The sequence below is a fragment of the Acinetobacter sp. ANC_7513 genome (assembly GCF_056779915.1).
Genome location: NZ_JBWYIW010000006.1, coordinates 48,329 through 71,154 on the forward strand (window position 1 = coordinate 48,329; position 22,826 = coordinate 71,154).

General features: G+C 40.1%; 20 protein-coding genes, 2 pseudogenes and 1 riboswitch. Of the genes and pseudogenes, 7 read left to right on the plus strand and 15 right to left on the minus strand.

From position 1 onward, the window contains the following. Positions 1–2 precede the first annotated feature (2 nt). A complete protein-coding gene (locus AC1M9B_RS08235) occupies positions 3–1,178 on the plus strand; it encodes a S41 family peptidase (protein WP_228143113.1) in 1,176 nt (391 codons plus the stop codon). Between the two features lie 28 nt (positions 1,179–1,206). Here AC1M9B_RS08235 and AC1M9B_RS08240 read toward each other — a convergent pair. The 4 genes and pseudogenes from AC1M9B_RS08240 to gacA form a co-directional block, all read right to left on the minus strand. Then, positions 1,207–1,386: pseudogene (locus AC1M9B_RS08240) on the minus strand (helix-turn-helix domain-containing protein); the annotation flags it as partial. 107 nt (positions 1,387–1,493) lie between these two features. Further along, positions 1,494–2,622: pseudogene (locus tag AC1M9B_RS08245) on the minus strand (sigma-54-dependent transcriptional regulator); the annotation flags it as partial. Between the two features lie 17 nt (positions 2,623–2,639). Further along, complete coding sequence (locus AC1M9B_RS08250) at positions 2,640–4,211, minus strand: sensor histidine kinase (protein WP_481591491.1); 1,572 nt, start codon at positions 4,209–4,211, stop codon at positions 2,640–2,642. An 18-nt stretch (positions 4,212–4,229) separates the two neighbouring features. Next, the gene (gene gacA / locus AC1M9B_RS08255; RefSeq protein WP_092767334.1) at positions 4,230–4,865 is read right to left on the minus strand and encodes a response regulator transcription factor GacA; all 636 of its coding nucleotides are present in this window, start codon (positions 4,863–4,865) and stop codon (positions 4,230–4,232) included. A 217-nt stretch (positions 4,866–5,082) separates the two neighbouring features. On the opposite strand from gacA, the gene AC1M9B_RS08260 reads away from it, so the two are divergent. Continuing rightward, positions 5,083–6,144 (plus strand): serine hydrolase, encoded by a 1,062-nt coding sequence (locus tag AC1M9B_RS08260; protein WP_143047408.1) that lies wholly within the window; start codon positions 5,083–5,085, stop codon positions 6,142–6,144. Positions 6,145–6,192: 48 nt separating this feature from the next. Here AC1M9B_RS08260 and thrC read toward each other — a convergent pair whose 3' ends face one another. The 4 genes from thrC to xerD form a co-directional block, all read right to left on the minus strand. Further along, positions 6,193–7,332 (minus strand): threonine synthase, encoded by a 1,140-nt coding sequence (gene thrC / locus AC1M9B_RS08265; RefSeq protein ID WP_481608932.1) that lies wholly within the window; start codon positions 7,330–7,332, stop codon positions 6,193–6,195. 60 nt (positions 7,333–7,392) lie between these two features. Continuing rightward, positions 7,393–8,697: a homoserine dehydrogenase gene (locus tag AC1M9B_RS08270; protein ID WP_035263907.1), complete on the minus strand. Its 1,305-nt coding sequence runs from the start codon at positions 8,695–8,697 to the stop codon at positions 7,393–7,395. 124 nt (positions 8,698–8,821) lie between these two features. Then, positions 8,822–9,637, minus strand: coding sequence for a DsbC family protein (locus tag AC1M9B_RS08275; protein ID WP_481591490.1), 816 nt, complete (start codon positions 9,635–9,637; stop codon positions 8,822–8,824). Positions 9,638–9,746: 109 nt separating this feature from the next. Next, the gene (gene xerD / locus AC1M9B_RS08280) at positions 9,747–10,664 is read right to left on the minus strand and encodes a site-specific tyrosine recombinase XerD (protein WP_481591489.1); all 918 of its coding nucleotides are present in this window, start codon (positions 10,662–10,664) and stop codon (positions 9,747–9,749) included. A gap of 170 nt (positions 10,665–10,834) precedes the next feature. Between xerD and AC1M9B_RS08285 the strand changes: the two genes are divergently transcribed. From AC1M9B_RS08285 to ftsW, 5 genes are all read left to right on the plus strand, one after another. After that, complete coding sequence (locus tag AC1M9B_RS08285; protein WP_481591514.1) at positions 10,835–11,086, plus strand: FeoA family protein; 252 nt, start codon at positions 10,835–10,837, stop codon at positions 11,084–11,086. Continuing rightward, positions 11,083–12,939, plus strand: coding sequence for a ferrous iron transporter B (gene feoB, locus AC1M9B_RS08290; RefSeq protein WP_481591488.1), 1,857 nt, complete (start codon positions 11,083–11,085; stop codon positions 12,937–12,939). The genes AC1M9B_RS08285 and feoB overlap by 4 nt, the downstream gene beginning before the upstream one ends. Positions 12,940–12,963: 24 nt before the next feature. After that, positions 12,964–13,212 (plus strand): DUF6587 family protein, encoded by a 249-nt coding sequence (locus tag AC1M9B_RS08295; RefSeq protein WP_035263913.1) that lies wholly within the window; start codon positions 12,964–12,966, stop codon positions 13,210–13,212. Positions 13,213–13,362: 150 nt separating this feature from the next. Further along, positions 13,363–14,718 carry a UDP-N-acetylmuramoyl-L-alanine--D-glutamate ligase gene (gene murD / locus AC1M9B_RS08300; protein WP_481591487.1) on the plus strand — a complete coding sequence of 452 codons (1,356 nt, stop codon included), beginning with the start codon at positions 13,363–13,365 and terminating at the stop codon, positions 14,716–14,718. A 10-nt stretch (positions 14,719–14,728) separates the two neighbouring features. Beyond that, the gene (gene ftsW, locus AC1M9B_RS08305) at positions 14,729–15,925 is read left to right on the plus strand and encodes a putative lipid II flippase FtsW (RefSeq protein WP_035263915.1); all 1,197 of its coding nucleotides are present in this window, start codon (positions 14,729–14,731) and stop codon (positions 15,923–15,925) included. A gap of 16 nt (positions 15,926–15,941) precedes the next feature. On the opposite strand, the gene AC1M9B_RS08310 is transcribed toward ftsW, so the two are convergent. The 7 genes from AC1M9B_RS08310 to AC1M9B_RS08340 form a co-directional block, all read right to left on the minus strand. Then, positions 15,942–16,196 (minus strand): zinc-ribbon domain-containing protein, encoded by a 255-nt coding sequence (locus AC1M9B_RS08310; protein WP_481608933.1) that lies wholly within the window; start codon positions 16,194–16,196, stop codon positions 15,942–15,944. Between the two features lie 79 nt (positions 16,197–16,275). Then, positions 16,276–17,139: a tRNA glutamyl-Q(34) synthetase GluQRS gene (gene gluQRS, locus AC1M9B_RS08315; RefSeq protein ID WP_481594777.1), complete on the minus strand. Its 864-nt coding sequence runs from the start codon at positions 17,137–17,139 to the stop codon at positions 16,276–16,278. Between the two features lie 59 nt (positions 17,140–17,198). Further along, a complete protein-coding gene (gene dksA, locus AC1M9B_RS08320) occupies positions 17,199–17,720 on the minus strand; it encodes an RNA polymerase-binding protein DksA (protein ID WP_035263919.1) in 522 nt (173 codons plus the stop codon). 206 nt (positions 17,721–17,926) lie between these two features. Beyond that, positions 17,927–18,733, minus strand: a complete 807-nt coding sequence (cpdA, locus tag AC1M9B_RS08325; RefSeq protein WP_481590437.1) for a 3',5'-cyclic-AMP phosphodiesterase — start codon at positions 18,731–18,733, stop codon at positions 17,927–17,929. Positions 18,734–18,736: 3 nt separating this feature from the next. Further along, complete coding sequence (locus tag AC1M9B_RS08330) at positions 18,737–19,363, minus strand: NUDIX domain-containing protein (protein WP_481608934.1); 627 nt, start codon at positions 19,361–19,363, stop codon at positions 18,737–18,739. A 73-nt stretch (positions 19,364–19,436) separates the two neighbouring features. After that, positions 19,437–21,332, minus strand: a complete 1,896-nt coding sequence (gene thiC, locus AC1M9B_RS08335; protein WP_481591483.1) for a phosphomethylpyrimidine synthase ThiC — start codon at positions 21,330–21,332, stop codon at positions 19,437–19,439. A gap of 87 nt (positions 21,333–21,419) precedes the next feature. Further along, a riboswitch (TPP riboswitch) is annotated at positions 21,420–21,539 on the minus strand. Positions 21,540–21,579: 40 nt separating this feature from the next. After that, a complete protein-coding gene (locus AC1M9B_RS08340; RefSeq protein WP_481608935.1) occupies positions 21,580–22,632 on the minus strand; it encodes a hypothetical protein in 1,053 nt (350 codons plus the stop codon). Positions 22,633–22,826: the final 194 nt, after the last annotated feature.

A 22,826-nucleotide genomic window follows, 5' to 3' on the forward strand; every position in this document is an offset into this window, starting at 1 on the left:
GTATGAATCCATTGTTATTCAAACTCATGTTAGGTCTAGCTTTAAGTTTGAATGGGGTTCATGCTTTCGCTGCTGGATCTAAGGGTCCAGCAGTTGATCCTTTAGAAGAAGACTGGTCATCAAACAGTTCAGAAGTTCCGATTGAATCTATACAGCAGTTTGTTCAGATTTACGGTACAGTAAAAGAAAACTATGTCACTGAAGTCACTGACGATCAGTTATTTTTACAAGCGATCCAAGGTTTGGTGAGTGGGCTAGATCGTTACTCTCGCTATTTATCTCCAGAAGATTATCGCCAACTCCTCAAATATACCGAGGAGGATTTAGCGAGTATCGATTTTGATCTTAGCTTTGATACCTCACGAGGTTTATGGCAGATCGAAAATTTAGATCCCGATAGTGACTCGGCAAAATTAGGATTGGCCAACGGCGTTACACTTTACAAAATTGATGGACAAGAGCTTAGATTGTTAAACCAAGATCAAGTCAAAGACTTGCTCAGCGGCTCGATTGGATCAACCATCAGTTTACAAAGATCACCGAACTCATCTCCAATTATTTTAGTGAGAAATCAAAAACTAGATGTTGCCGATATACAAGCACATATGCTGAGTAATCAAGTTTTACTATTAAAGGTGAAAGTTTTTCAGCAAGATACTGCGAATGAAATAAAGCGTTATATCGATGAGCATCATAGCCAACAACTCAAAGCTGTTTTAATAGATCTAAGAAATAATCCGGGTGGATTATTATCTTCTGCTGTGGAAACGGCAGATTTATTTTTAAATCAGGGTTTGATTGTATCTACGCGTAGCCGTTCAGAAGGTGATCAACAATTCCAAGCTTTACCAGGACATGAATTTACAGGGCTTAAAGTCGGAGTATTGATTAATCAACGTTCGGCTTCTGCAGCAGAAGTATTTACGGCAGCAATGAAAGATCATCAACGCGCCGTAATCATTGGTGAAAAGAGTTATGGTAAAGGTGTTGTGCAAAAACTCTTTCCACTTGAAAATGGTGCGGCACTACAAATGACAGTATCTCATTACTTAACACCGAATGGTGTCGAGATTGATGGGCAAGGCATAGCCCCTAATATCGAATATCCTTGGCCGCAGGATATGAAGGAGGAGGTTTACCTCCAACATGCAGCTGATTTGTTGTTAAGAAGCCGTTAAATATCATCAATATCGTGGTGATGCTAAGTTATTCATCTTCAGTATCTAAACCAAATTTTTTTAAACGATATCGTAATGAGCGGAATGTCATTCCTAATTTTTTGGCGGCTAGGGTTCTGTTCCAATGCGTTGAGTTTAACGCATTAATTAAAACTTCTTTTTCTACTTTCTCAAGGTATTGTTCTAATCCCTCCTCGGGCAAACCTTTGGGTGTCTGAGAAGGTAAATCAGTAATAGCTTCAATTTGACTATTTGGTTGTTGTGCTAAAGGTGGGGATGTTAAGCCTAATGAAGGGCTTTTAACATGCTCGACGGCTATGAGCTTATCATCGCAAAGTGTAAGTGCACGCTCGATGATATTTTTAAGTTCGCGTACATTACCTGTAAATGGTTGTTGTTTAAGGAATTGTATCGCCTCTTGAGATAGTTGAGGGGCTTCAATACGCCATTCACTACTGATTTTATCAATAAAATGTTGAGCTAGAACGGGAATATCTTTGGGTCTATCGCGGAGTGGGGTAAGACGTAAATCCATCACATGAATTCTAAAAAATAGATCTTGTCTAAATTTGCCTTGTTGAACCAATTGCTCAAGATTTTGATGGCTTGCACTGACAATCCTAAAATCAACATCAAGCTCTTTATCACTGCCAATCGGACGGATTTTCTTTTCTTGAACTGCTCTCAGCAATTTAGCTTGCATGGCGAGTGAAAGCTCAGCAATTTCGTCTAAAAATAATGTCCCACCGTCAGCTGTTTGAATTAACCCTTGTTTGTCTTGGTCAGCACCCACAAAACTGCCTTTGATATGACCAAATAATTCACTTTCCATCAGGTCTTCATTCATCGCACCACAATTGATCGCGACAAAGGCATGATCATGACGATTACTGAGTTGATGAATAAGATTCGCAACGATTTCTTTACCAGTCCCTGATTCACCTGTAATAAAGACAGGTGCTTGTGATCGAGCTATTTTTTTGATTGCTGTACGAAGCTGTTGAGTTTGTTCTGAGACACCGATCAGCAGTTGTTCCTCAAGTGGAAGCTGATTGAGATCATTATCCACTGCAGGGGTATGTAATGCTTTCTTAAGCAATTGATGCAAATGCTGTTGATTAATGGGCTTACTGACGAAATCGAAAGCGCCTGCTTTTAAAGCAGAGATTGCCAGCTCCATATTGGCATAGGCGGTCAGTACCGCGATGGGCGTCTTCGGATAGTGCTGGGTGACGTATTTAACTAAATCGATGCCATTGCCATCCGGTAAATTGAAATCGGTGATACACGCATCGTATTTATATTCGCTTAGAAAATGTAGCGCTTGTTTCAAATGATGTGCCATATGCGTTTTAATGCCCATCCGAGAAAGGGTCATTTGCATCAACATACATAAATCAGGTTCATCATCGACTAAAAGTACTAAAGGTTGTTGCTTTACCATAACCTGATCTTATCCATCTAAACGTCTGTCTTATGGCATGTAATACGAAAACATGCACCTTGCTGTTCTTGCTCGATATAACTCAATTTTGCTTGGTTAGCTTCACAAATACTTTGTGATAAATATAATCCTAAACCAGTTCCATTGGTTTCAGTACTAAAAAATGGTTGAAATAATTGAGATAAATCATGTTGTTGGATGCCTTTGCCAAAATCGATAACATCAATAAAAATTTGATTTTCTGAACAACTGCTTCTGACAAAAATGTACTCTGCGGTCGGATCATTATGACGAATAGCATTACGAATTAAATTAATCAGAACTTGTCGCAGTTGGATTTCATCAAAATAAACTTCAAGATTTGCTTCAAGCTGTAATTGAATATGAGAACTGATATCTGCTAAATCTTGGTGAATAAGATCATGCATAAACTGTTCAAAATGAATTAGTACACCAGCAGTTTTTTTATTCTTTGCCATATCCAATGTGTCTTTGACGATTTTATCAATACGCTTTGCTTGCTTGGCAATCATTTGATTGAGCATACGTTTTTGTTCTTCATCTGAATCATCATTAAGTTCATTAGCTTGTACGATTGCCGCTAAAGGATTACGTATTTCATGTGCAATGCTGGCTGATAATTGACCAAGAGAAGCTAATTTCATTTGTTGAACTTTCTGATTAAGCTTTTGCGCATCTTCCAAAATTAATAGCGTGAGTGCTTGTTGAGGTGTAACCAGTTTTTGAATACGAATATCAACCGTATAGGATGATTGATGTGATTCAAATTGAAAGCGCTCTCCATGAGCAACTAATGTGTTTTTGAGAATTTCATAGAGATCTGGTTGAAAATTTGCAAGATTATATTGTTCATGAGCATAGAGTGGCGAAATACCGAGTAGTGAACATGCAGCAGGATTGCAGACGATAATTTTACAGTGATCATCTAAGACCAGATAACCAACTTCGATTTGCTCAAGAATATAACGATTAATATTTTGTAATTTAAAGAGTTCATTGGCTTGATGTGTATTGACCGATTCGAGTACTTGAAACCGTTGTATTGATACTTGACCAATACCATGAACCACAAAAAATAAAAAGGCAAGAAAGGCACTGTCACCAATATTATTTAGACTTTCAATGGAGAACAAACTACCAAAAAACTGTTGATATACGACCCCAATCACCGCGACCAATGTGATGAATAAGGCTTGGTTTTTACTGAGTAAAAAATTTGCTGCAAAGACGGAAATGACAAACAATAACCCAATTGCGATATTGGGACCACCGAGTGCAAAAGTAAGCGTATTTAGAAAGAGCAGATCAACTGCAAATAAGGTGATAATTTGTTTAGAAATAGCTTGTGGTAAGTATTTTAAAACGATCGTTTGTACGATGCTGCTTGCAACATAAAGGAGTAAAGCGTAAAAATAGATTGATTCGTATTGATAAAAATAACGTTCAGAATCAATCGTCAGTAGGAATATGAGCGTTAAGCTTAGGGCGATAATGATACGATAACTTGAATATAGTGTTCCAAGACGGTAGATCGTTTGGTAAATAGAAATTGAAGCAGCAGACGTCATTGGAATACTCAGATCAAATTAAGGCTTAATCAAACCATAACGAATTGCCAAATGCGTCAGTTTGACATCACTATCGATTCCTAATTTTTCAAATATACGATAGCGGTAGGTATTCACTGTTTTTACGCTAACAAAGAGTTTGTCTGAAATTTCTTGGGCACTAATACAATTCACAACCATCATCGCGACTTGCATTTCACGTTCAGAAAGTGCGTCAAAAGGAGAGGTTTGTGTATCAGATAAATAAGAACTCGCAAGCTGTTCAGCAATATCTGCACTGAAGTATTTACCACCTTGCATGACTTTATTAATTGCACGCACCATTTCTGTGATCGGAGCTCCCTTCGTGATATAACCACGAGCCCCGGCTTTTAACAGTAGTGATGGATAGGGTTCTTCCGCTAGACCACTGACGGCGAGAACTTTGGTGTCAGGCGCTGTTTGTAATAAACGGCGAGTGGTTTCTACGCCACCGATACCAGGCATGTTCACATCGAGCAAGACGACATTAGGGTGGTGTTGACGAACAAGACTAATGGCTTCTTCACCGGACTCTGCTTGACCAATGACTTGAATATCTGCTTGATCTTCAAGCATACGACAAATACCTGTACGAACTAACTCATGGTCATCTACCACTAATACCGTGATCACAAACACCTCCTCTGAAATCTATTCTTACTTTTTTGTTACATGATGCAAAAATTGCTTGCATTGGACTAACAAAAATAGCAATGCTATTCCTAATCTTTACTAAAATACTGTGCATAATCACGTGGTTTAATATTAATCACGTTTGTACCTAAATGTAAGTCATATTTGAGGTGATTAGCAATGATGCAAAATGCCTCCGTAAGATGAGTAAGTTATCGTGAAAAAACAGAAATTAACGCTAATGCATGTGCTGACTACATCAGTACTACTCTCTATGAGCTCATTGAGCTTTGCAGAATTAATTAATCATGCTAATTCTGCACCGGGGCAGGCGAGCATCAGTTGGTCATCTGAAGATGCAAGCCAATTCTTAAATAATGATAGTCTCAAAGCTTCTACTTCCTCATCAGAAGAGTATACACCTCAAGCAACAACCACGATTACAACAACAATTCGTAAATCTACAGGCCCTGCGACCTCAACATCACCAACCTCTCAGATTCTTGATAACAGTCGCTATAGTAATCAACCTTCTGTGAACGCGCGTGCAGCATTGGTCATGGATGCAAATACGGGTGAGGTCTTATTTAGTAAGAACACGAATACTGCTCTACCGATTGCGTCTGTTACAAAATTAATGACAGCTGTTGTGATCGCAGATGCACAATTAAATATGTCTGAAAATATTACGCTGCAAAGCATTGATTTTGCAGGTGCGGGTGGTAAAAACTCAAGCTCGACATTGCGTGTAGGTGACACAATGAATCGTGCTGAAGCCTTATTATTCGCTTTAATGAAATCTGAAAACCCTGCAGCTGCGGCTTTGGCTCGAACATATCCAGGAGGTCGTGCGGCTTTCGTCTCTGCTATGAATAATAAAGCACGTGCCTTAGGGATGCATTCATCTAAATTTACTGAGTCTACAGGTCTAGATCCTCGCAATGTTGCTTCTGCGCGGGACTTGGGCATCTTGGTGAGTACCGCATCACAGTACGGTCTTATTCGTCAATTTTCTACGACGCCAACCTATGATTTTAACCTCGGTTATCGTGTGTTGAAATCGAACAATACGAACTCTCTCGTTCGTAACGGTGGCTGGAATATTAACATTTCAAAGACGGGATTTATTAATGAGGCTGGGCGTTGTGTGGTGATGCATACGACTTTGAATAATCGTCCAGCTGTAGTTGTGCTTTTAGGGGCAAGCAATACTCAAGCTCGTAATGATGATGCTGTTCGCTTAATGCGTTGGACCAGTCAGTTACCACGTGCGATCTAGACCATAAATAAAAAACCCTGCATCTGCAGGGTTTTTTATCATGCAATCTTACATATTAGACAAAATTGAATCGCGTACTTGATCCATTGTTGCATCAATAGAAAGCATAACAGCATCAGAACATTGTTTGATTGCAGTATCAGGATCTTTAAGACCATTACCTGTTACAGTACAAACGATGACTGAACCTTCAGCAATTTTACCCGCTTTAATATCGCGGATTGCACCACCAATCGAAGCTGCAGACGCAGGCTCAACAAATACACCTTCATACATGGAAAGCAAACGTTGAGCTTCTAAGATTTCAGCATCTGTTAATTCATCAAACCAACCTTGAGAGTCACGTACTACCGCTTTCGCATGGTTCCAGCTTTGTGGGTTACCAATACGGATTGCTGTTGCAACAGTTTCAGGGTTTTGAACAGGTGCACCACGTAAGAATGGTGCTGCGCCAGAAGCTTGATAGCCAACCATCGTCGGTAAACCTTCAGGTTTAGGACCAGTGAATTGATCAGTTTCAGCATCATAAATTACTTGCTCAAATTGATCCGCAGGTTGGTTTGCAACAACTTCTGTATAACCCATCCAGTGTGCAGTGATGTTACCTGCGTTGCCTACTGGTAAGCAGTGATAGTCAGGTGCACGACCTAATTCATCAACGATTTCGTATGCAATCGTTTTTTGGCCTTGCAAACGGTAAGGGTTGATTGAGTTTACGATAGTTACAGGGGCTTGGTCAGCAACTTCTTTAACAAGGCGCATACCGTCATCGAAGTTACCACGAATTTGCATTGTGATCGCACCATACATCATTGCTTGAGCCATTTTACCCATTGCAATTTTGCCTTCTGGAATTAAAACGAATGCTTTAATACCAGCGCGAGCAGCATAAGCGGCAGCGGCAGCAGAGGTATTACCTGTAGATGCACAGATAATCGCTTTAGAGCCTTCTTCAACCGCTTTAGTGACTGCCATGGTCATACCACGGTCTTTAAATGAACCAGTCGGGTTTAAGCCTTCGTACTTCACATAAATTTCAACATTTTTGCCAATTAAACGTGGAATATTCGCAAGCTTAATCAGTGGTGTATTACCTTCGCCTAGGGAGATTGCACGAGTAGTTGCAGACACTGGTAAACGGTCGCGATAACGGTCAACTAAACCAGTGTAACGATTGGCATTAGACATGATGATGTTCCAATTGTGTGTAGAGCTGGAGAGGGCAGCAGTACCCTCTACCCGAGATGATTAATTATCAAGCGATTCTAAACGAATTCGTACAATTTCGCCATGGATGACGGGTAATGCTTGAATTTGTGAAAGCGCTTCATCCATTTTTGATTCAACAATAGGATCTGTCAGAATCACGATAGGAATAAGGTCTTTTAAGCGAGGTTGCTGCATAATGGCATCAATACTGATTCCTGCACGACTCAAGATCGTAGTAACTTCAGCAAGTACACCCGTTTGATCTTCAGCATTAATGCGGATGTAGTAACCCGTTGTCATTTCTTCACGACTTAGAATTGGTAAGTCTGTGAGTGCTTCAAATGCTAATTGTGGAATAGTTCCAGCACCGTCTTCAGTATAAGAAATGTCACGAACGATATCGACAACGTCAGCGACTACGGCAGAAGCAGTTGGACCAGCACCAGCACCAGCACCATAATATAAAGTTGGGCCGACTGCGTTCGCTTGTACGAGAACAGCATTTTTAACGCCGTTTACATTTGCGATCAACTGATCATCTGGAATGAGCGTTGGGTGAACACGTAGTTCAATGCCTTTTTCTGCACGACGTGCAATACCTAAATGCTTAATACGGAAGCCAAGATCTTCAGCATACTTCACATCTTGTGCAGTAACTTTACCAATTCCTTCAGTAAAAACTTTATCAAATTGAAGTGGAATACCAAATGCACAAGAAGCAAGAATGGTTAACTTGTGAGCAGCATCAATCCCTTCTACATCAAAGGTTGGATCTGCTTCAGCGTAGCCAAGTTCTTGCGCTTCTTTCAAAACGTCCGCAAAAGCACGTCCTTTTTCACGCATTTCACTTAGGATAAAGTTGCCTGTACCATTAATGATGCCTGCAAGCCACTCGATTTTATTGGCAGCTAAGCCTTCACGAATTACTTTGATAATTGGAATACCGCCAGCAACAGCTGCTTCATAGGCGATCTGCACAGCATTGTCTTCAGCAAGTTTAAATAATTCGTTACCATGTTCAGCTAAAAGCGCCTTATTGGCAGTGACAACTTGTTTGCCATGAACAATTGCTTCTTTGATGACTTCATAAGCAGGGTGAATACCACCCATGACTTCAACAACAACATCAACATCAGGTTGACGAACGATATCAAGAAGGTCGGCACTTTGTTTAACTGAGTCTGGAAGATTTAAATCTGGGCGAGGGCGACGAGTACCCACATAAGTAATTTGAATTTCACGACCGGTGCGACGTCTAATTTCAGCAGCGTTTTCTTGTAATAGTTTAAGGGCACCACCACCTACGGTTCCTAGACCGAGTATTGCCAGACGAACTGGTTTCACGTCACACTCCAAAAAATATGTAAAATTTTATTGAACCTAGATCATAGCTAAAAAAAGAGGCAGACTCTAGGGTCAATCGAGTTAAATATTGATGTATAAAAAGCAGTAATTTATCTCATAAATATTAGTTATTTAAGCTACGTAGTATTTCATCTGCTGTCATGTATCCACCAAGATAAACACCTTCTGAGCTGTAAATTGCAGGCGTTCCATTTACACCCATTTTTAAACCCATTTGGTACTGATCTTTAACAGGATTTTCACAGTTGGCATTGTCCAATTGTTGACCTGCAATAGCTTGATCAAATGCGGTTCTACGATCCTTACTACACCAGACACTTTCCATTGCTGGGAAATATTGTTCTCCACGTGGCCACGCGATATAACGAACTTCAATTCCTTTAGAATTGATTTCATCCATATGTTCATGCAATTTATGGCAGTAAGGGCAGCTGATATCTGTAAAAACGTAAACGATATGTTTGGTTTTAGATTTAGCTGGATAAATAATGAGATCTTCAGCTTTTAACTGGCTTAGTAACCCTTTACTCAATGCCGACTGGAAGGATTGTCCAATATCTTCAACTTTTTTATTACCTAAACGTAGTAAATCACCTTGGAAAATATATTGACCATCTGCAGTAGTGTATACCGCAGTCATACCCTCTAAATTGACCCAGTAAAGATTTGGTACTTCGGTTGGTTTAATGTCTATAATTTTGGCATTGATATTTGCGGTTTTAAAATTTTTCTCTAACTTTTGAATCAAGCGTTGTTGCGCATTTCGCTCAGTTAAATTTGATGCTTGGCCGGTTGCTGGAGCAGTTGCCGTTAAAGTACCATCTGATTTTTGTGTGTCTTCAGACTTGGAGCATGCATACATAAAAAGCGTCGTTGCAAGGGTAGAAACGAATAAAATTTTCGAACGGGTAAATAACATAAACAACCCTTTTAAAGTTTTCAGCATTATTTTTACTGCGCTAAGCATAACAAAAAATATTCTCAAATCCTAAATTATAGCTCAGTGCTACAAAATTCAGATCGATGACTTAGCCACGGGGATGATGCTGAGCATGAAGTTGTTGCATGCGAATTTGTGCAACATGCGTATAAATTTGGGTTGTCGATAAATCACTATGCCCTAAGAGCATTTGTACCACTCGGAGATCTGCACCATGATTGAGCAGGTGAGTTGCAAAAGCATGTCTTAATGTATGGGGGGATAGCTCTGTAGGTATACCTGCTTGGAGGGCATAACGTTTGATGGCATACCAAAAGTTTTGACGGCTCATAATCCCGCCATGTTGGGTCAGGAATAAGTAATCTGTAGCACTTTTATGGAGTTGGGGGCGAGCTTCTGCTAAGTATTTTTCAATCCATTCCACAGCAATTTGCCCCAAAGGAACTAAACGCTCTTTATTTCCTTTGCCCAAAATTCGCAAAAAACCCTGATTGAGATTGATGTGATCTATTCTTAAATTAATCAGTTCGCTCACGCGTAAACCACAAGCATAAAGGACTTCAAACATCGTGCGATCACGCAAGCCTAACGCTGTGTTTGTATCTGGTGCTTGAATGAGTGATTCAACATCTTGCTCAGATAAATCTTTAGGTAACGCTCGTCCTAACTTGGGTGTTTTGTGCGCTGCTATAGGATTATCTGTTCTTAAATTTTGCTCTCTTAAAAATTTATAAAAAGACCGAAGTGCCGATAAAGTGCGAGCAATTGATCGAGGACTTTTCCCTTGTTTGGTGAGCTCAATCAGTACATCTGAAATATCATCATGTGACCATAAGGTCATGGGGCTGGTTAACAGAGTACTGCATTGGACTAAATCTGTGAGATAAGCATTTCGGGTGTGCGGACTAACAGACTGAGCGATTAAATAATCCCGAAATCCGTATAAGAACGAAAGTTGTTCTGGAATTTGAATGGGGGTAGGAATTCGAGGTTTCTTATTAATCATATGGATATTCGATTGAGAAATTCGATTGATTTAATTGAGATTATCTAATGTAGTGTAATTTTCTATGCATGTCGATGTGTTATAAGAAGATGCGAATCATTCTTGATGAGAGTGCGGTAATAATTCTCATTTGTATGTATACTGTTCAAAATTTTTTAGGGTTAGGTACGGTGCGTTTATCTGATTTGAAAGTCAAACAATCTGCCATCATTACGCAAGTGCATCGCACTGTAGATGGTACTTCTACAGATATGGTGGCAAGTCGTTTAGAAACGCTAGGATTTGTTGCCGGAACTAAAGTACAAGTCATTACGAAAGGACTGTTTGGTGGCGAACCAATTCTCATTCAAGTGGGTTTTACTCGCTTTGCCTTAAGAAAAAATGAAGCAGAAAAAATTGAAATAGAAGGAGTGTCGGCATGAGCGATGCGTTGCGTGTTGCCCTTGTTGGTAATCCTAACTGTGGTAAAACTTCATTATTCAATCATTTGACTGGAACACGCCAAAAAGTAGGTAACTATGCAGGTGTAACCGTTGAGCGAAAAATTGGTCATTTCACGCTAAACTCAGGTAAAGCGGTTCGTGTTTTAGACTTGCCAGGAACGTATAGTTTAGACGCAACTAGTCCAGATGAAGAAATCACCCGTGATGTTGTTTATGGGAAAATTGCGGAAGAAGGTCGTCAAGATGCATTTTTATGCGTTGTAGATGCAACCAATCTGAAGTTGCACCTTGGTTTAGTTTTGGAGTTGATCCAATTGGGTCGTCCAATGCTACTCGTGCTTAACATGATGGATGAAGCTCGCCGTCGTGGAATGCAAATCAATACTCAGAAGCTTTCTGAGCGCTTAGGCATTCCAGTTGTAGAAACGGTTGCTGTACGTCGCTCAGGTATTGAAAACCTGATGAATGCGCTAGATCATGGCAAATATGCTGTTCCTCAAACTGAGCTGACAGGTTTGAAAGGATCTGATCACGACAAAGTTGAAGCGATTGTCAAAGATGCCGTTCAATTTGTTGAATTTGATGATAAACGTTCAGTTTTTCTCGATAAAATCTTTCTGCACCCTGTATTTGGTCTATTCAGTTTAGCGGTGATGATGTTCGTCATTTTCCAAGCAGTTTTTGCTTGGGCGGCACCCTTCATGGATGGTATTGAGACGTTCTTTGGCTGGTTGGGTGAAGTTGTTGGCGAGAATATTGCCCATCCATTACTCAATAGTTTAGTGGTTGATGGAATTATCGCGGGTGCTGGTGGTGTAGTTGTCTTTTTGCCTCAGATTCTCATCTTATTCTTCTTTATCTTGGTGCTTGAAGAATCAGGTTATTTACCCCGAGCGGCATTCTTACTTGATAATTTGATGTATAAAGCAGGTCTTTCGGGACGTGCGTTTATTCCATTACTGTCGAGTTTTGCGTGTGCAATTCCTGGAATCATGGCATCAAGGACTATTAGTGATCCAAGAGACCGTTTGACCACGATCTTTGTTGCACCATTGATGACTTGTTCAGCTCGTTTACCCGTTTATGCGTTGTTGATTGCAGCTTTTGTGCCTTCTCAAACGGTTTGGGGACTATTTAACCTTCAAGGTTTAGTGCTGTTCGGTCTATATATGGCAGGGATTGTGAGTGCACTGATCGTATCGTTTGTGTTGAAGTTTTTCCAAAAAGATAAATCTCAACATATGCTATTGATGGAACTTCCAAGCTATCGTTTTCCAGATTTGAAAAATGTGTGGATTGGTTTGCTTGATCGAGCAAAAATCTTTTTAAAGCGAGTCGGTGGAATCATCTTTGCGCTTTCTATTTTATTATGGTTCTTGTGCACATTCCCACAACCACCTGAGGGTGCAACATTACCTGCGATTGATTATTCATTTGCGGGGATGTTAGGTCATTTGATGCAACCAATCTTTGCGCCATTAGGCTTTAATTGGCAGATTTGTATTGCCTTAATTCCAGCCATGGCTGCGCGTGAAGTTGTCGTTGCTGCTTTAGGCACGGTGTATGCTTTGTCTGCTGTTGATGAGGATGCGATGTCGGAAGGCTTGGCATCACTGATTAGTAGTGGTGGGGATTTGGGCTGGTCTTTAGCAACAGGATTATCACTTTTGGTCTGGTTCATTTATGCACCACATTGTTTGGCGACATTAGCGACAGTGAGACGCGAAACAGGTTCTTGGAAGACAGTTGGCTTTATGACCGTCTATTTATTTGGTTTAGCGTACTTTATGTCGTTCTTGACCTATCAAGTCGCGACCAGCGTGTTAGCTTAAATCTGAAGAGTTGAGGAGACTGAGATGATTGAAATTCTAATTATTACGGCATTGGTCCTTTGGAGTGCATTGGTCGTATTCAAAAAGGTTTTTCCACAGACGTCAAATTCAGTCTTTATGAAACTATCAGATGCCACGGAAAGAAAAGGGTGGAAGGCACTATCAAAGTGGCTTAAACCCAAAATGACTGCTGGATGTGGCGGAAATTGCGCTTGTCCTGTTTCAGACAAGGAAACACCCAAGTTAAACCCTCAAGCTGTGAAATGGAAGTAGTTTACTTCAATAAAAAAACCGCCTAAATTGGCGGTTTTTTTACGCATGGACACAAAATAATGTCAAGATTATGAAATCAAAAAAAGCATTCAAAGCAGCAAAGTGCTAACATTTCGGCAGTTTCTAATTAGACTAAAATATGGGGCAGAAATGTTAATACAGCGTGGTGGATTAAAAGTTGTCGCAGGACTCGGAATTTCGGGTGTTGCTGCGGTAAATTTTCTACATGAAAAAGGCTATCACGTTGCAGTAACAGATTCGAGGACCTCTCCACCTGGACATGATCAAATTCCACCTGAAGTCCAAACTAGCTTTGGGAAATTTGACGAAGAAATGTTGTTGTCTGCTGAGGAAATTATTATCAGTCCAGGGCTTGATCCTAAACTGCCAGTGATTCAAACAGCACTTGCACAAGGCATTCCTGTTGTCAGTGAAATTCAAATTTTACGACGTGCGACTGAAAAGCCTATTGTTGCAATAACAGGTTCTAATGCAAAAAGCACAGTGACCACCTTGATCGGCTTAATGGCGAAATATGCAGGCAAGAAAGTCGCTGTAGGGGGGAATTTAGGACGTCCAGCCTTAGATTTAACCAAAGATGATCCAGAGCTATATATCTTAGAACTATCCAGTTTCCAATTAGAAACTACATCGAACTTAAATGCTGAAGTTGCTGTCGTCTTAAATATGAGCGAAGACCATCTCGATCGTCATGGCGATATGATGGGATATCACACTGCCAAACATCGTATTTTTCAAGGTGTCAAGAAAGTGGTCTTCAATCGGGATGACTCTTTGACACGTCCTTTAGTACCTGATGCAACGCCAATGCAGAGTTTTGGGCTCAATGCACCAGATATGAATCAGTATGGTGTACTCAGAGATACTGATGGCACGATGTGGTTAGCAAGGGGGCGTGAACGTTTATTGAAAAGTTCTGAGATGTATATTCAAGGGACACACAATGTCGCAAATGCACTTGCGTGTTTAGCCTTAGGTGAAGCGATAGGTCTACCATTAGAGGTCATGCTGGAAACTTTGAAAACCTTCAAGGGGTTGGAACATCGCTGCGAATTTGTCAAAGAAGTGCAAGGTGTTCGTTATTATAACGACTCAAAAGGTACAAATATTGGGGCAACCTTAGCAGCATTAGACGGCTTAGGTGCGGCGATCGCAGTACAGAAAGCTAAAGTTGCCATCATTTTAGGTGGTCAAGGTAAAGGGCAAGATTTTACTGCTTTAAGAAAATCATTAACGGAATTTGCAAAACTCGCGGTACTCATTGGTGAAGATGCGCCAGTGATTGAACAAGCAATTCAAGGCACAACCACAATTCTTCACGCTACATCATTAGAAGAAGCAGTAAAATTATGCCAAGCAAATACACAGCAACATGATGTGGTATTGCTTTCGCCGGCATGTGCAAGTTTTGATATGTTTACTGGCTATCCACAACGCGGACATCAATTTGTTGCTTGTGTGAATGCGCTGCACGAAGAACAATAAGGACGAAGATATGGCTGAGTCAGCTCAGACAACGATTGATAAAGTGAATAAAATTTACCAACGTTGGTTACCACGTATTCCAAGTGAAATTACATCAAGGAATGTTCTAATTTTTTGTGTGATTGCACTGCTCTGTATTGGAACGGTGATGGTTGGTTCAGCTTCTATGCCTTACGCAGAAAGATTGCATGAAAATCCATTCCACTATGTCATCCGCCATGCCATATCCATCGTGGTTGCGTTTGTCGCAGCAATTTTGGTTTATCGTGTTTCGTTAAATACCTGGTTTAATAACACATTTCCGTTATGGATGATGACTATGGCATTGCTTGTCGCGGTGCTATTAGTCGGTTCGGAAGTGAACGGTTCGACGCGTTGGATTCGAATCGCAGGATTTACCTTCCAGCCTACTGAAGCTGCGAAAGTGATGATGGCTATTTTTACTGCAGATTATGTTGTCCGTCGGGCAGAAGAAGTGCGAAATAATGTGAAAGGGCTGGCACGATTAGCAACAGTAATGCTATGTACAGTTGGTTTGATTATTGCTGAACCTGACTTAGGTGCAACGGTAGTGGTTGCCTTAACGATGTTAGGGGTGTTCTTTCTTGCAGGTGCGCCACTAATCCAGTTTGGTATTGCATTGGGTGCCATTATCATGGCATTTGTAGTGCTGGTTGTGTTCGAGCCTTATCGTTTCGAGCGTTTAATGTCTTTTACCAATCCATGGGCAGATCCTTTAGGTTCTGGTTATCAGCTTTCAAATGCGCTTATGGCCTTTGGGCGTGGTGAATGGTTAGGGGTAGGCTTAGGCCATAGTATTCAAAAAATGTCTTATCTCCCTGAGGCGCATACGGACTTTATGTTGGCTATTTTGGCAGAAGAGTTCGGTTTCATGGGCATTACGGTTGTTCTCGCACTGTCATTTCTTATGGTGGGTGCGTGTATTCGAATTGGGCATCGTGCCATTCAACATCAATTCTTGAGAGCGGGTTATTTGGCTTACGGGATTAGCATTATTTTTGTTCTGCAAATTATGGTAAATGCTGGCATGAATATGGGGCTGCTCCCAACAAAAGGTTTAACTTTACCATTTATTAGTTATGGTGGTTCATCTCTGATTATGTGTGCTGTCATGGTCAGTTTAATGCTGAAAATTGAAGCAACAACCCAAGAAAAGAATCAGGCTAAGGAAGTATCTAGCTTTTAAAATACACGATTGTATCTTAAGCATTCAAATCTGATGATGGTGGAGTACTATTTTGCTGCAACACCATTGTTGGCATATGTGTGCCACAGTTTAAACAGGTGGCTTGACCAGATTTGGGTTTTGATAGTGGAATCAATGGAATAAAAAATAAAGAAAAATAATTGCGTTGTTGTTTAATTTCATAATTGCTATGTGTACGACAGACTGGGCATAGAAATTGCCCCTTTTCCGTTTTGATGGTTTTAGGTCCTACCCCAAAAATAAAAAACATAATGAACTCCTGATTAATCTATTTAAATGGAATTCAAAAACATTTTCAGCTGAATAACAAGCATGATTCTGTATGGACACTATTCAAAAACACCTTGTATGGTGGTGCCAACTGGAATTTTCTTACGATCCCATTGTTGAATTGCCTGTAGAAGCATGCGATTTGGTTGATCTAGATCAACTGGATCTTGTCCTAATGCATGAATAGCTTTGTTCAAGAGTTGGGGGGCTTGGGTGAGATCAAGTGCTACAGCTAAATTTTGCTTAGAAAGCTTTGTACCATCTTTATTCATTGCTAGGGGCAAATGCATATACTGAAGTTCAGGGTAGCCCAATAATCGCCCTAACCAAATTTGTCGTTCAGTGTTATCCAGCAAATCAGCACCACGCACAACATGAGTCATTCCTTGTAGATAATCATCCACAACCACGGCGAGCTGATAATTAATAATACCGTCGCGACGTTTAAGAACAAAATCTCCTAATTCATTGGTCAAATTAGAGCAATGCTGACCTTGTAAAAGATCCTCAAAACAAATCAACTCGTCTGATGTTTTAACCCGAATGGCTTGTTGATCGTGTGGTAGTTTTAAATCGCGGCAAGTACCGCTATAGATATGATTAGAGCCTAAGATTTTGCGTGTACATTGGCAGGCATAGGTGAGGTCACGTTGCTGAAGATCATTTAAGACAGATTCATAGATGTTTAAACGGTCTTTTTGAAAGATAATTTCGTCATCAAACTCGAAACCGAAAGCTTCAATACATGACAAGATATGTTCTTCACTACCAGGATATATGCGAGGGATGTCTGTATCTTCAATTCGTACAACCCATTTGCCTGCATGAGATCTTGCTTCACAATAGCTTGCAACAGCTGTAATGAGTGATCCAAAATGAAGAGGGCCGGTTGGCGATGGCGCAAACCGACCCACATAAGCCATCCTGTTGTCCCCCTCCTTTATCAAAGGAGGGGTTAGGGAAGGATTATTAAATAACATGATTAACCGTTATTTTGTTTCTCTTTAATTTCAGCTAAAGTTTTGCAATCAATGCAAAGCGTCGCTGTTGGACGAGCCTCTAAACGACGTAAGCCAATTTCGATCCCACAGGTTTCACAGAAACCATAGTCATCATTTTTGATTGCTTCGATAGATTGTTCAATTTTGCGAATTAACTTGCGTTCACGGTCACGAGTACGAAGCTCAATCGCAAACTCTTCTTCTTGCGTTGCACGGTCATTTACATCAGGCAATGCAGTATTTTCATCTTGCATTGTATTTAATGTTCGATCCACTTCTGACATTAACTCGTCTTTCCATGCCAATAAAATTTGACGGAAATGCTCAAGTTGACCTTCAGACATGTATTCTTCATTTTTTTTCGGCTGATAAGGCTCGATGCCAAATAGACTCGCTGTAGTACCGCCTTCGGAAGTCTTTGGCTTGGTCTTACGCACGCGTTTTACTTTTTCAGCAACTACGTTGTTTTCTTCCAAGACTTGATTTTGGTTGTCATTCGCCATAAAGGGCATTCCTCATCATATGCGTGTTTGCGTACGCAAAAAATATGGTGATATGCAAGTGTTTTTATCGCTTCCGATAGATTGTTGCTATCGGGGGCGTCATCATATAGATTTTTTATCAAAGATGAAAGCTATGAATATCTGTTTTGGACTGTTCAGATTCCATTCGGACAGATAACTTAATCCAAAACACTTTAAAAGAAAAGCTAATAACCTGAAATTTCTTTATTAATATTTTGCGCGAAATTTTGTAGGCGATGAACACGTGTTTCAAAGCTACCGTCAGTTTTCAGTAGTAGGCTGCGATAGCCTGGTGCAAGGTCATCAAAGGCAAAATCTTCAGTCTTTGGTTTAAACTGAACGGAGGTGGAGGGCGTTGATAAAAATTGAATATTTTTCCAAACATTCAACGAATCTTGGTGCACATGTCCAAAGATCACTGCTTGAATGTGTTGATACTCTGCCATGATCTGGGTCAATTGATCTGAATTTTTTAAGATGTGTCGATCAATCCACTTGGACTTCATTTCAAGTGGGTGATGATGACACGCCAAAATGACAGGGTGCTGCTGTGTTTCCTGAAGAATCATTGATAAATGATTCAATTGTTCTGCTTTAATCCAACCATCTACTTTGTGGGGCACAGCACTATTTAATAGGACGATTTTCCACGTTTCGAAAGTTAACACGGCCGGTATAGGATCAGGCGCTGCAAAAGGAAAATATTCGGCATCATCATGATTCCCTGGAATTTGATAAAACGGAATATTCAAATTTTTCATGAAACTCAAATATCGCTGATAAGTTGCCTCATGTGGTACCTGTGCCAAGTCACCTGTATGAATAATCGCATCAATGTCTTGATAGCGATTTAAAATATCATTGATCACTGCATGAAAACTTTGTTCAGGATTTATCTGAACAAACGGCGTGTCAGGATGATCCATGAGATGAGTATCGGTAATTTGGATAATGAGCTGATCATTTTTATTCTGTTTGATTAAAGGCGTCATAAATTACCTCAGCGCTATAGAGGTAGTGGCAATGTGCTGTTTGAGCCATTGCAGAGCCATGATGACAGGTGCATTACACAATCGTTTGGATGCCAATAATGGTTCAAGATCTGAATAAGCTAAGATATGCAGTTGGATATTCTCACCTTCATCTGGCATACCATGAATACCGCCTTGCTCAGGAAGATCTGCTTCTGCGACATACAAATGAAAAACTTCATCGCACGCACCAGCAGAAGGGTAGAAGGTAAATAAATGTTCCAGATTACGAATTTCACAACCAGATTCTTCTAAACTCTCACGCTGAATGCATGTTTCAGGTGATTCATCGCCATCTAATACGCCTGCAATGATTTCTAGTTGCCATGGGGAGATACGATCATCGATTGCACCAATTCGGAATTGTTCAATCAGTGCAAAGCGCTTGAGTGCATCATTGTAGATGAGTACACCAGCAGCTTCTTTTCGATGCACTAATTCACGATGAATTGTTGGGGTATAAGTATTCTCACCAAATAAACGATGTGTGATGCTCACTTTCTCTATACGAATGAATCCTTGATAAAGGGATTCGCGAGAATGGACCTTAAAATCTTTATTATTGTAAGTAGCTTTTTCAAGAATTTTCATTCGTATACGTTAGGACAAAAATTTATTTCATCCTAACTGAGATTGCATTAAAGAAAAACAGGTTTTTTAATTTTTACAGCTTCTGATACAACTTTTGTCCTTGCTTATGATACTCATTTTTCATGGCGTTGAGACCTGATTCAATCTCTTGATTTAACTTGAGATCTAGGTTGTCAGACTGCTGATTTTGAGCGTATTCACGCACATTTTGGGTAATCTTCATTGAGCAAAATTTAGGTCCACACATCGAACAGAAATGCGCTGATTTATGTGCCTCTTTCGGCATGGTTTCATCATGCATACTACGTGCCGTATCAGGATCTAAACTTAAATTAAATTGATCTTCCCAACGAAACTCAAAACGTGCTTTTGAAAGCGCATTATCACGGACTTGAGCACCTGGGTGTCCTTTGGCGAGGTCTGCAGCATGTGCTGCAATTTTATAGGTGATAATGCCATCTTTGACGTCCTTTTTATTGGGTAGACCTAAATGCTCTTTAGGTGTTACGTAACAAAGCATCGCTGTTCCATACCAACCGATCATGGCTGCACCAATTGCTGAAGTAATATGATCATAACCAGGTGCAATATCTGTGGTTAATGGTCCTAATGTATAAAAAGGTGCTTCTTTGCAAACCTCAAGTTGTAAATCCATATTTTCTTTAATCATATGCATAGGAACATGACCAGGACCTTCAATCATGACTTGCACATCGTGTTCCCAAGCTCGATGGGTTAATTCTCCTAATGTACGCAGTTCGGAAAATTGGGCTTCGTCATTGGCATCTTGAATGCACCCAGGGCGTAAACCATCACCTAAGCTGAATGAGACATCATAGGCTTTCATGATCTCGCAGATTTCATCAAAATGGGTGTATAAGAAATTTTCTTTATGATGTGCAAGACACCACTGTGCCATGATTGAACCACCGCGTGAAACGATGCCCGTTAAGCGATTGGCTGTGAGAGGAACATAGCGCAATAAAACACCAGCATGAATCGTGAAGTAATCAACCCCTTGCTCAGCTTGTTCGATTAAAGTGTCTTTAAAAATTTCCCATGTAAGATCTTCTGCGATTCCATCCACCTTTTCTAATGCTTGATAAATCGGAACAGTTCCAATAGGTACAGGGGAGTTTCGAATAATCCACTCGCGTGTTTCGTGAATATTTTTACCCGTAGATAAATCCATGATGGTGTCAGCACCCCAACGTGTTGCCCATGTCATTTTTGCCACTTCTTCATCAATGGATGAACCCAGTGCTGAGTTGCCAATATTGGCATTGATTTTCACTAGGAAATTTCGTCCGATAATCATCGGTTCGAGTTCAGGATGATTGATATTGGCAGGAATAATGGCACGACCTGCAGCGACTTCTTGGCGTACAAATTCGGGTGTAATTTCTAATAAATTTTTTGCACCAAAGTTTTGACCAACATGTTGGCGAGTATCCACACCTTCGCGCTGTTTTTGGTTTTCTCGAATCGCAATGTATTCCATTTCAGGCGTGATAATACCCTGCTTAGCATAATGCATTTGCGTAACGTTATGTCCTGGTTTAGCTCGACGAGGTTTCTGGATATGTGCGAAACGAATACCAGCTGTACGAATATCTTGAAGACGTTCTCGCCCAAATTTTGAGCTTAATGTCGCGAGTTGTTCTGTATCTGCGCGCTCTTCAAGCCATGTATCTCTGAGGTTTGGTAGGCCTCGATTTAAATCAATTTGAATCTCAGGGTCGGTATAAACACCTGAAGTGTCATACACCAAAATGGCAGGATTATACTCACCGCCTAAGCCCGTTGGTGTATCGGAGAGTGCAATTTCACGCATGGGTACGCGAATATCTGGACGAGAACCTTGAACATAGACTTTTTTTGACGCTGGTAAAATGCGGGTGAGATCTTGAGCATCTTGCTCATGTTGAGCAGAGAGATCTGTATTTGAAAGATTCGTTAATTGGTTCATTGCAATGATCCTTATGAATGACATCAACGAATCAAGCACGACCAAAAACGGTGGCGGAATTATCCTGAATGAATAACCTAGAACAAAGTTTTTAGATGGCTTGATTCCTACGCAGGTATTAACCTGATCAGGTTCAACGGTACTCACCATCAAAACAATGTTTTAGGTGATCTCAGCGAGTTATTACTCGCGCTCCGTCAAGCGATGCCAAAATATTAACATATAAAGTCCGATTAAAGTCATCAGACTATGATGCATAACAAATTGCGTCTTTAAAGCAATTACGACGATTTTCAAGATCAACAGTTTTTAAGTTTAAATAGTGACTTAGCTGTATAAGAACTTGCGGATTTTGATCAGTCTGATTTGAAGTTAATTTACTTTTTTGTTGTGAATCCAGTTCGATAAATTTTAAGAAAAGTCTCGCTTGATCTGCTAAACGACTATTTTTCATATTTGCGAGTTGTTCGATTTCAGCTAAAGCATCGGGTGCAATTTCAACACGTCCTTCAAAATCATGAGAAACAGGATCATGTTTGAGACCTTTAAATAATAAATTTGAATAAAAATGATAAAGGTACTCTGCATCTAAACGGAAACTGCTTTGAGGGTATTTTTTTAGATAATTTTCCCAATACTGGGCACGTCTAGAAATCTCTTGTGCTTCAAGATGAAAATGAGGATCTTCAAATTGTGCTTGCTGATTTTGTTCAGCAAGTTCTTGCATAAATGCTTGTTCTGCCTCAGGGAAATAGGGGGCAAATACTCGTGCTAAATAATATGGGTTTCTTTGATAGGTTGCTTGGTGGTTAATATCGACGAGATCAATATACGCTTGACCCTTATGCCGAAGTAAATATTGATCTCGTGGATGTAGTTTTTCAATTTGTGATTGTTGAATCGTCGGAAATTGCGACTGGTCATGAGCATATAAATCAAAAGCTTTTTGCTGATCAGCTGATCGATCTATACTTAAGAAATTTCTATACATGATGTCTGCCAAACCGATCAATTCTTTCTGTTCCTGAAAGGGCATTAAGGGAAGACAAAGTCGAATATCTTGATTGATTTGCTCAATGGCGAATGTAGTCCGTTGAGCAGTTATCCCGAGCATTTCTTTTTTGAGTTTTTGACAAATAAGGTTGAGATCAGGTGTGGTGTTCTGGTTTTGGGTTGGGTTTGGAGATTCAGTAGGTATTTCTTCGGAAATCGGTTTTTGACACGCAGTTAAGCCAAGACTTACGACCATAAGAGTCAATAATTGACGAATAGGCTTAAACGTGTGCAAAAATGACTTCATTGAGATATCAAAATACAGTTAAAGTGTGAAATGAGGCGCAAATAGATTTTCACTTATTTTAAAACCGTACAGTGAAATTTATTGTAGTTGCTTCGCAATCAAGCGTTAAAATAATGTATGAAAAACATACATCAATGTGCATAATTCAAAATAATTCTCCGGATTAAATGAAAAAATAATAAAATTGATACGTA

Bases quoted from the DNA above. Each gene is read 5' to 3' on its own strand.
- gluQRS (WP_481594777.1), bottom strand. From the start codon at position 17,139: ATGGCTTATGTGGGTCGGTTTGCGCCATCGCCAACCGGCCCTCTTCAT.
- AC1M9B_RS08235 (WP_228143113.1), top strand. From the start codon at position 3: ATGAATCCATTGTTATTCAAACTCATGTTAGGTCTAGCTTTAAGTTTG.
- murD (WP_481591487.1), top strand. From the start codon at position 13,363: ATGTTAATACAGCGTGGTGGATTAAAAGTTGTCGCAGGACTCGGAATT.
- thiC (WP_481591483.1), bottom strand. From the start codon at position 21,332: ATGAACCAATTAACGAATCTTTCAAATACAGATCTCTCTGCTCAACAT.
- ftsW (WP_035263915.1), top strand. From the start codon at position 14,729: ATGGCTGAGTCAGCTCAGACAACGATTGATAAAGTGAATAAAATTTAC.
- thrC (WP_481608932.1), bottom strand. From the start codon at position 7,332: ATGTCTAATGCCAATCGTTACACTGGTTTAGTTGACCGTTATCGCGAC.
- dksA (WP_035263919.1), bottom strand. From the start codon at position 17,720: ATGGCGAATGACAACCAAAATCAAGTCTTGGAAGAAAACAACGTAGTT.
- AC1M9B_RS08330 (WP_481608934.1), bottom strand. From the start codon at position 19,363: ATGAAAATTCTTGAAAAAGCTACTTACAATAATAAAGATTTTAAGGTC.
- AC1M9B_RS08310 (WP_481608933.1), bottom strand. From the start codon at position 16,196: ATGTTTTTTATTTTTGGGGTAGGACCTAAAACCATCAAAACGGAAAAG.
- AC1M9B_RS08340 (WP_481608935.1), bottom strand. From the start codon at position 22,632: ATGAAGTCATTTTTGCACACGTTTAAGCCTATTCGTCAATTATTGACT.
- AC1M9B_RS08295 (WP_035263913.1), top strand. From the start codon at position 12,964: ATGATTGAAATTCTAATTATTACGGCATTGGTCCTTTGGAGTGCATTG.
- AC1M9B_RS08250 (WP_481591491.1), bottom strand. From the start codon at position 4,211: ATGACGTCTGCTGCTTCAATTTCTATTTACCAAACGATCTACCGTCTT.
- AC1M9B_RS08275 (WP_481591490.1), bottom strand. From the start codon at position 9,637: ATGTTATTTACCCGTTCGAAAATTTTATTCGTTTCTACCCTTGCAACG.
- feoB (WP_481591488.1), top strand. From the start codon at position 11,083: ATGAGCGATGCGTTGCGTGTTGCCCTTGTTGGTAATCCTAACTGTGGT.
- xerD (WP_481591489.1), bottom strand. From the start codon at position 10,664: ATGATTAATAAGAAACCTCGAATTCCTACCCCCATTCAAATTCCAGAA.
- cpdA (WP_481590437.1), bottom strand. From the start codon at position 18,733: ATGACGCCTTTAATCAAACAGAATAAAAATGATCAGCTCATTATCCAA.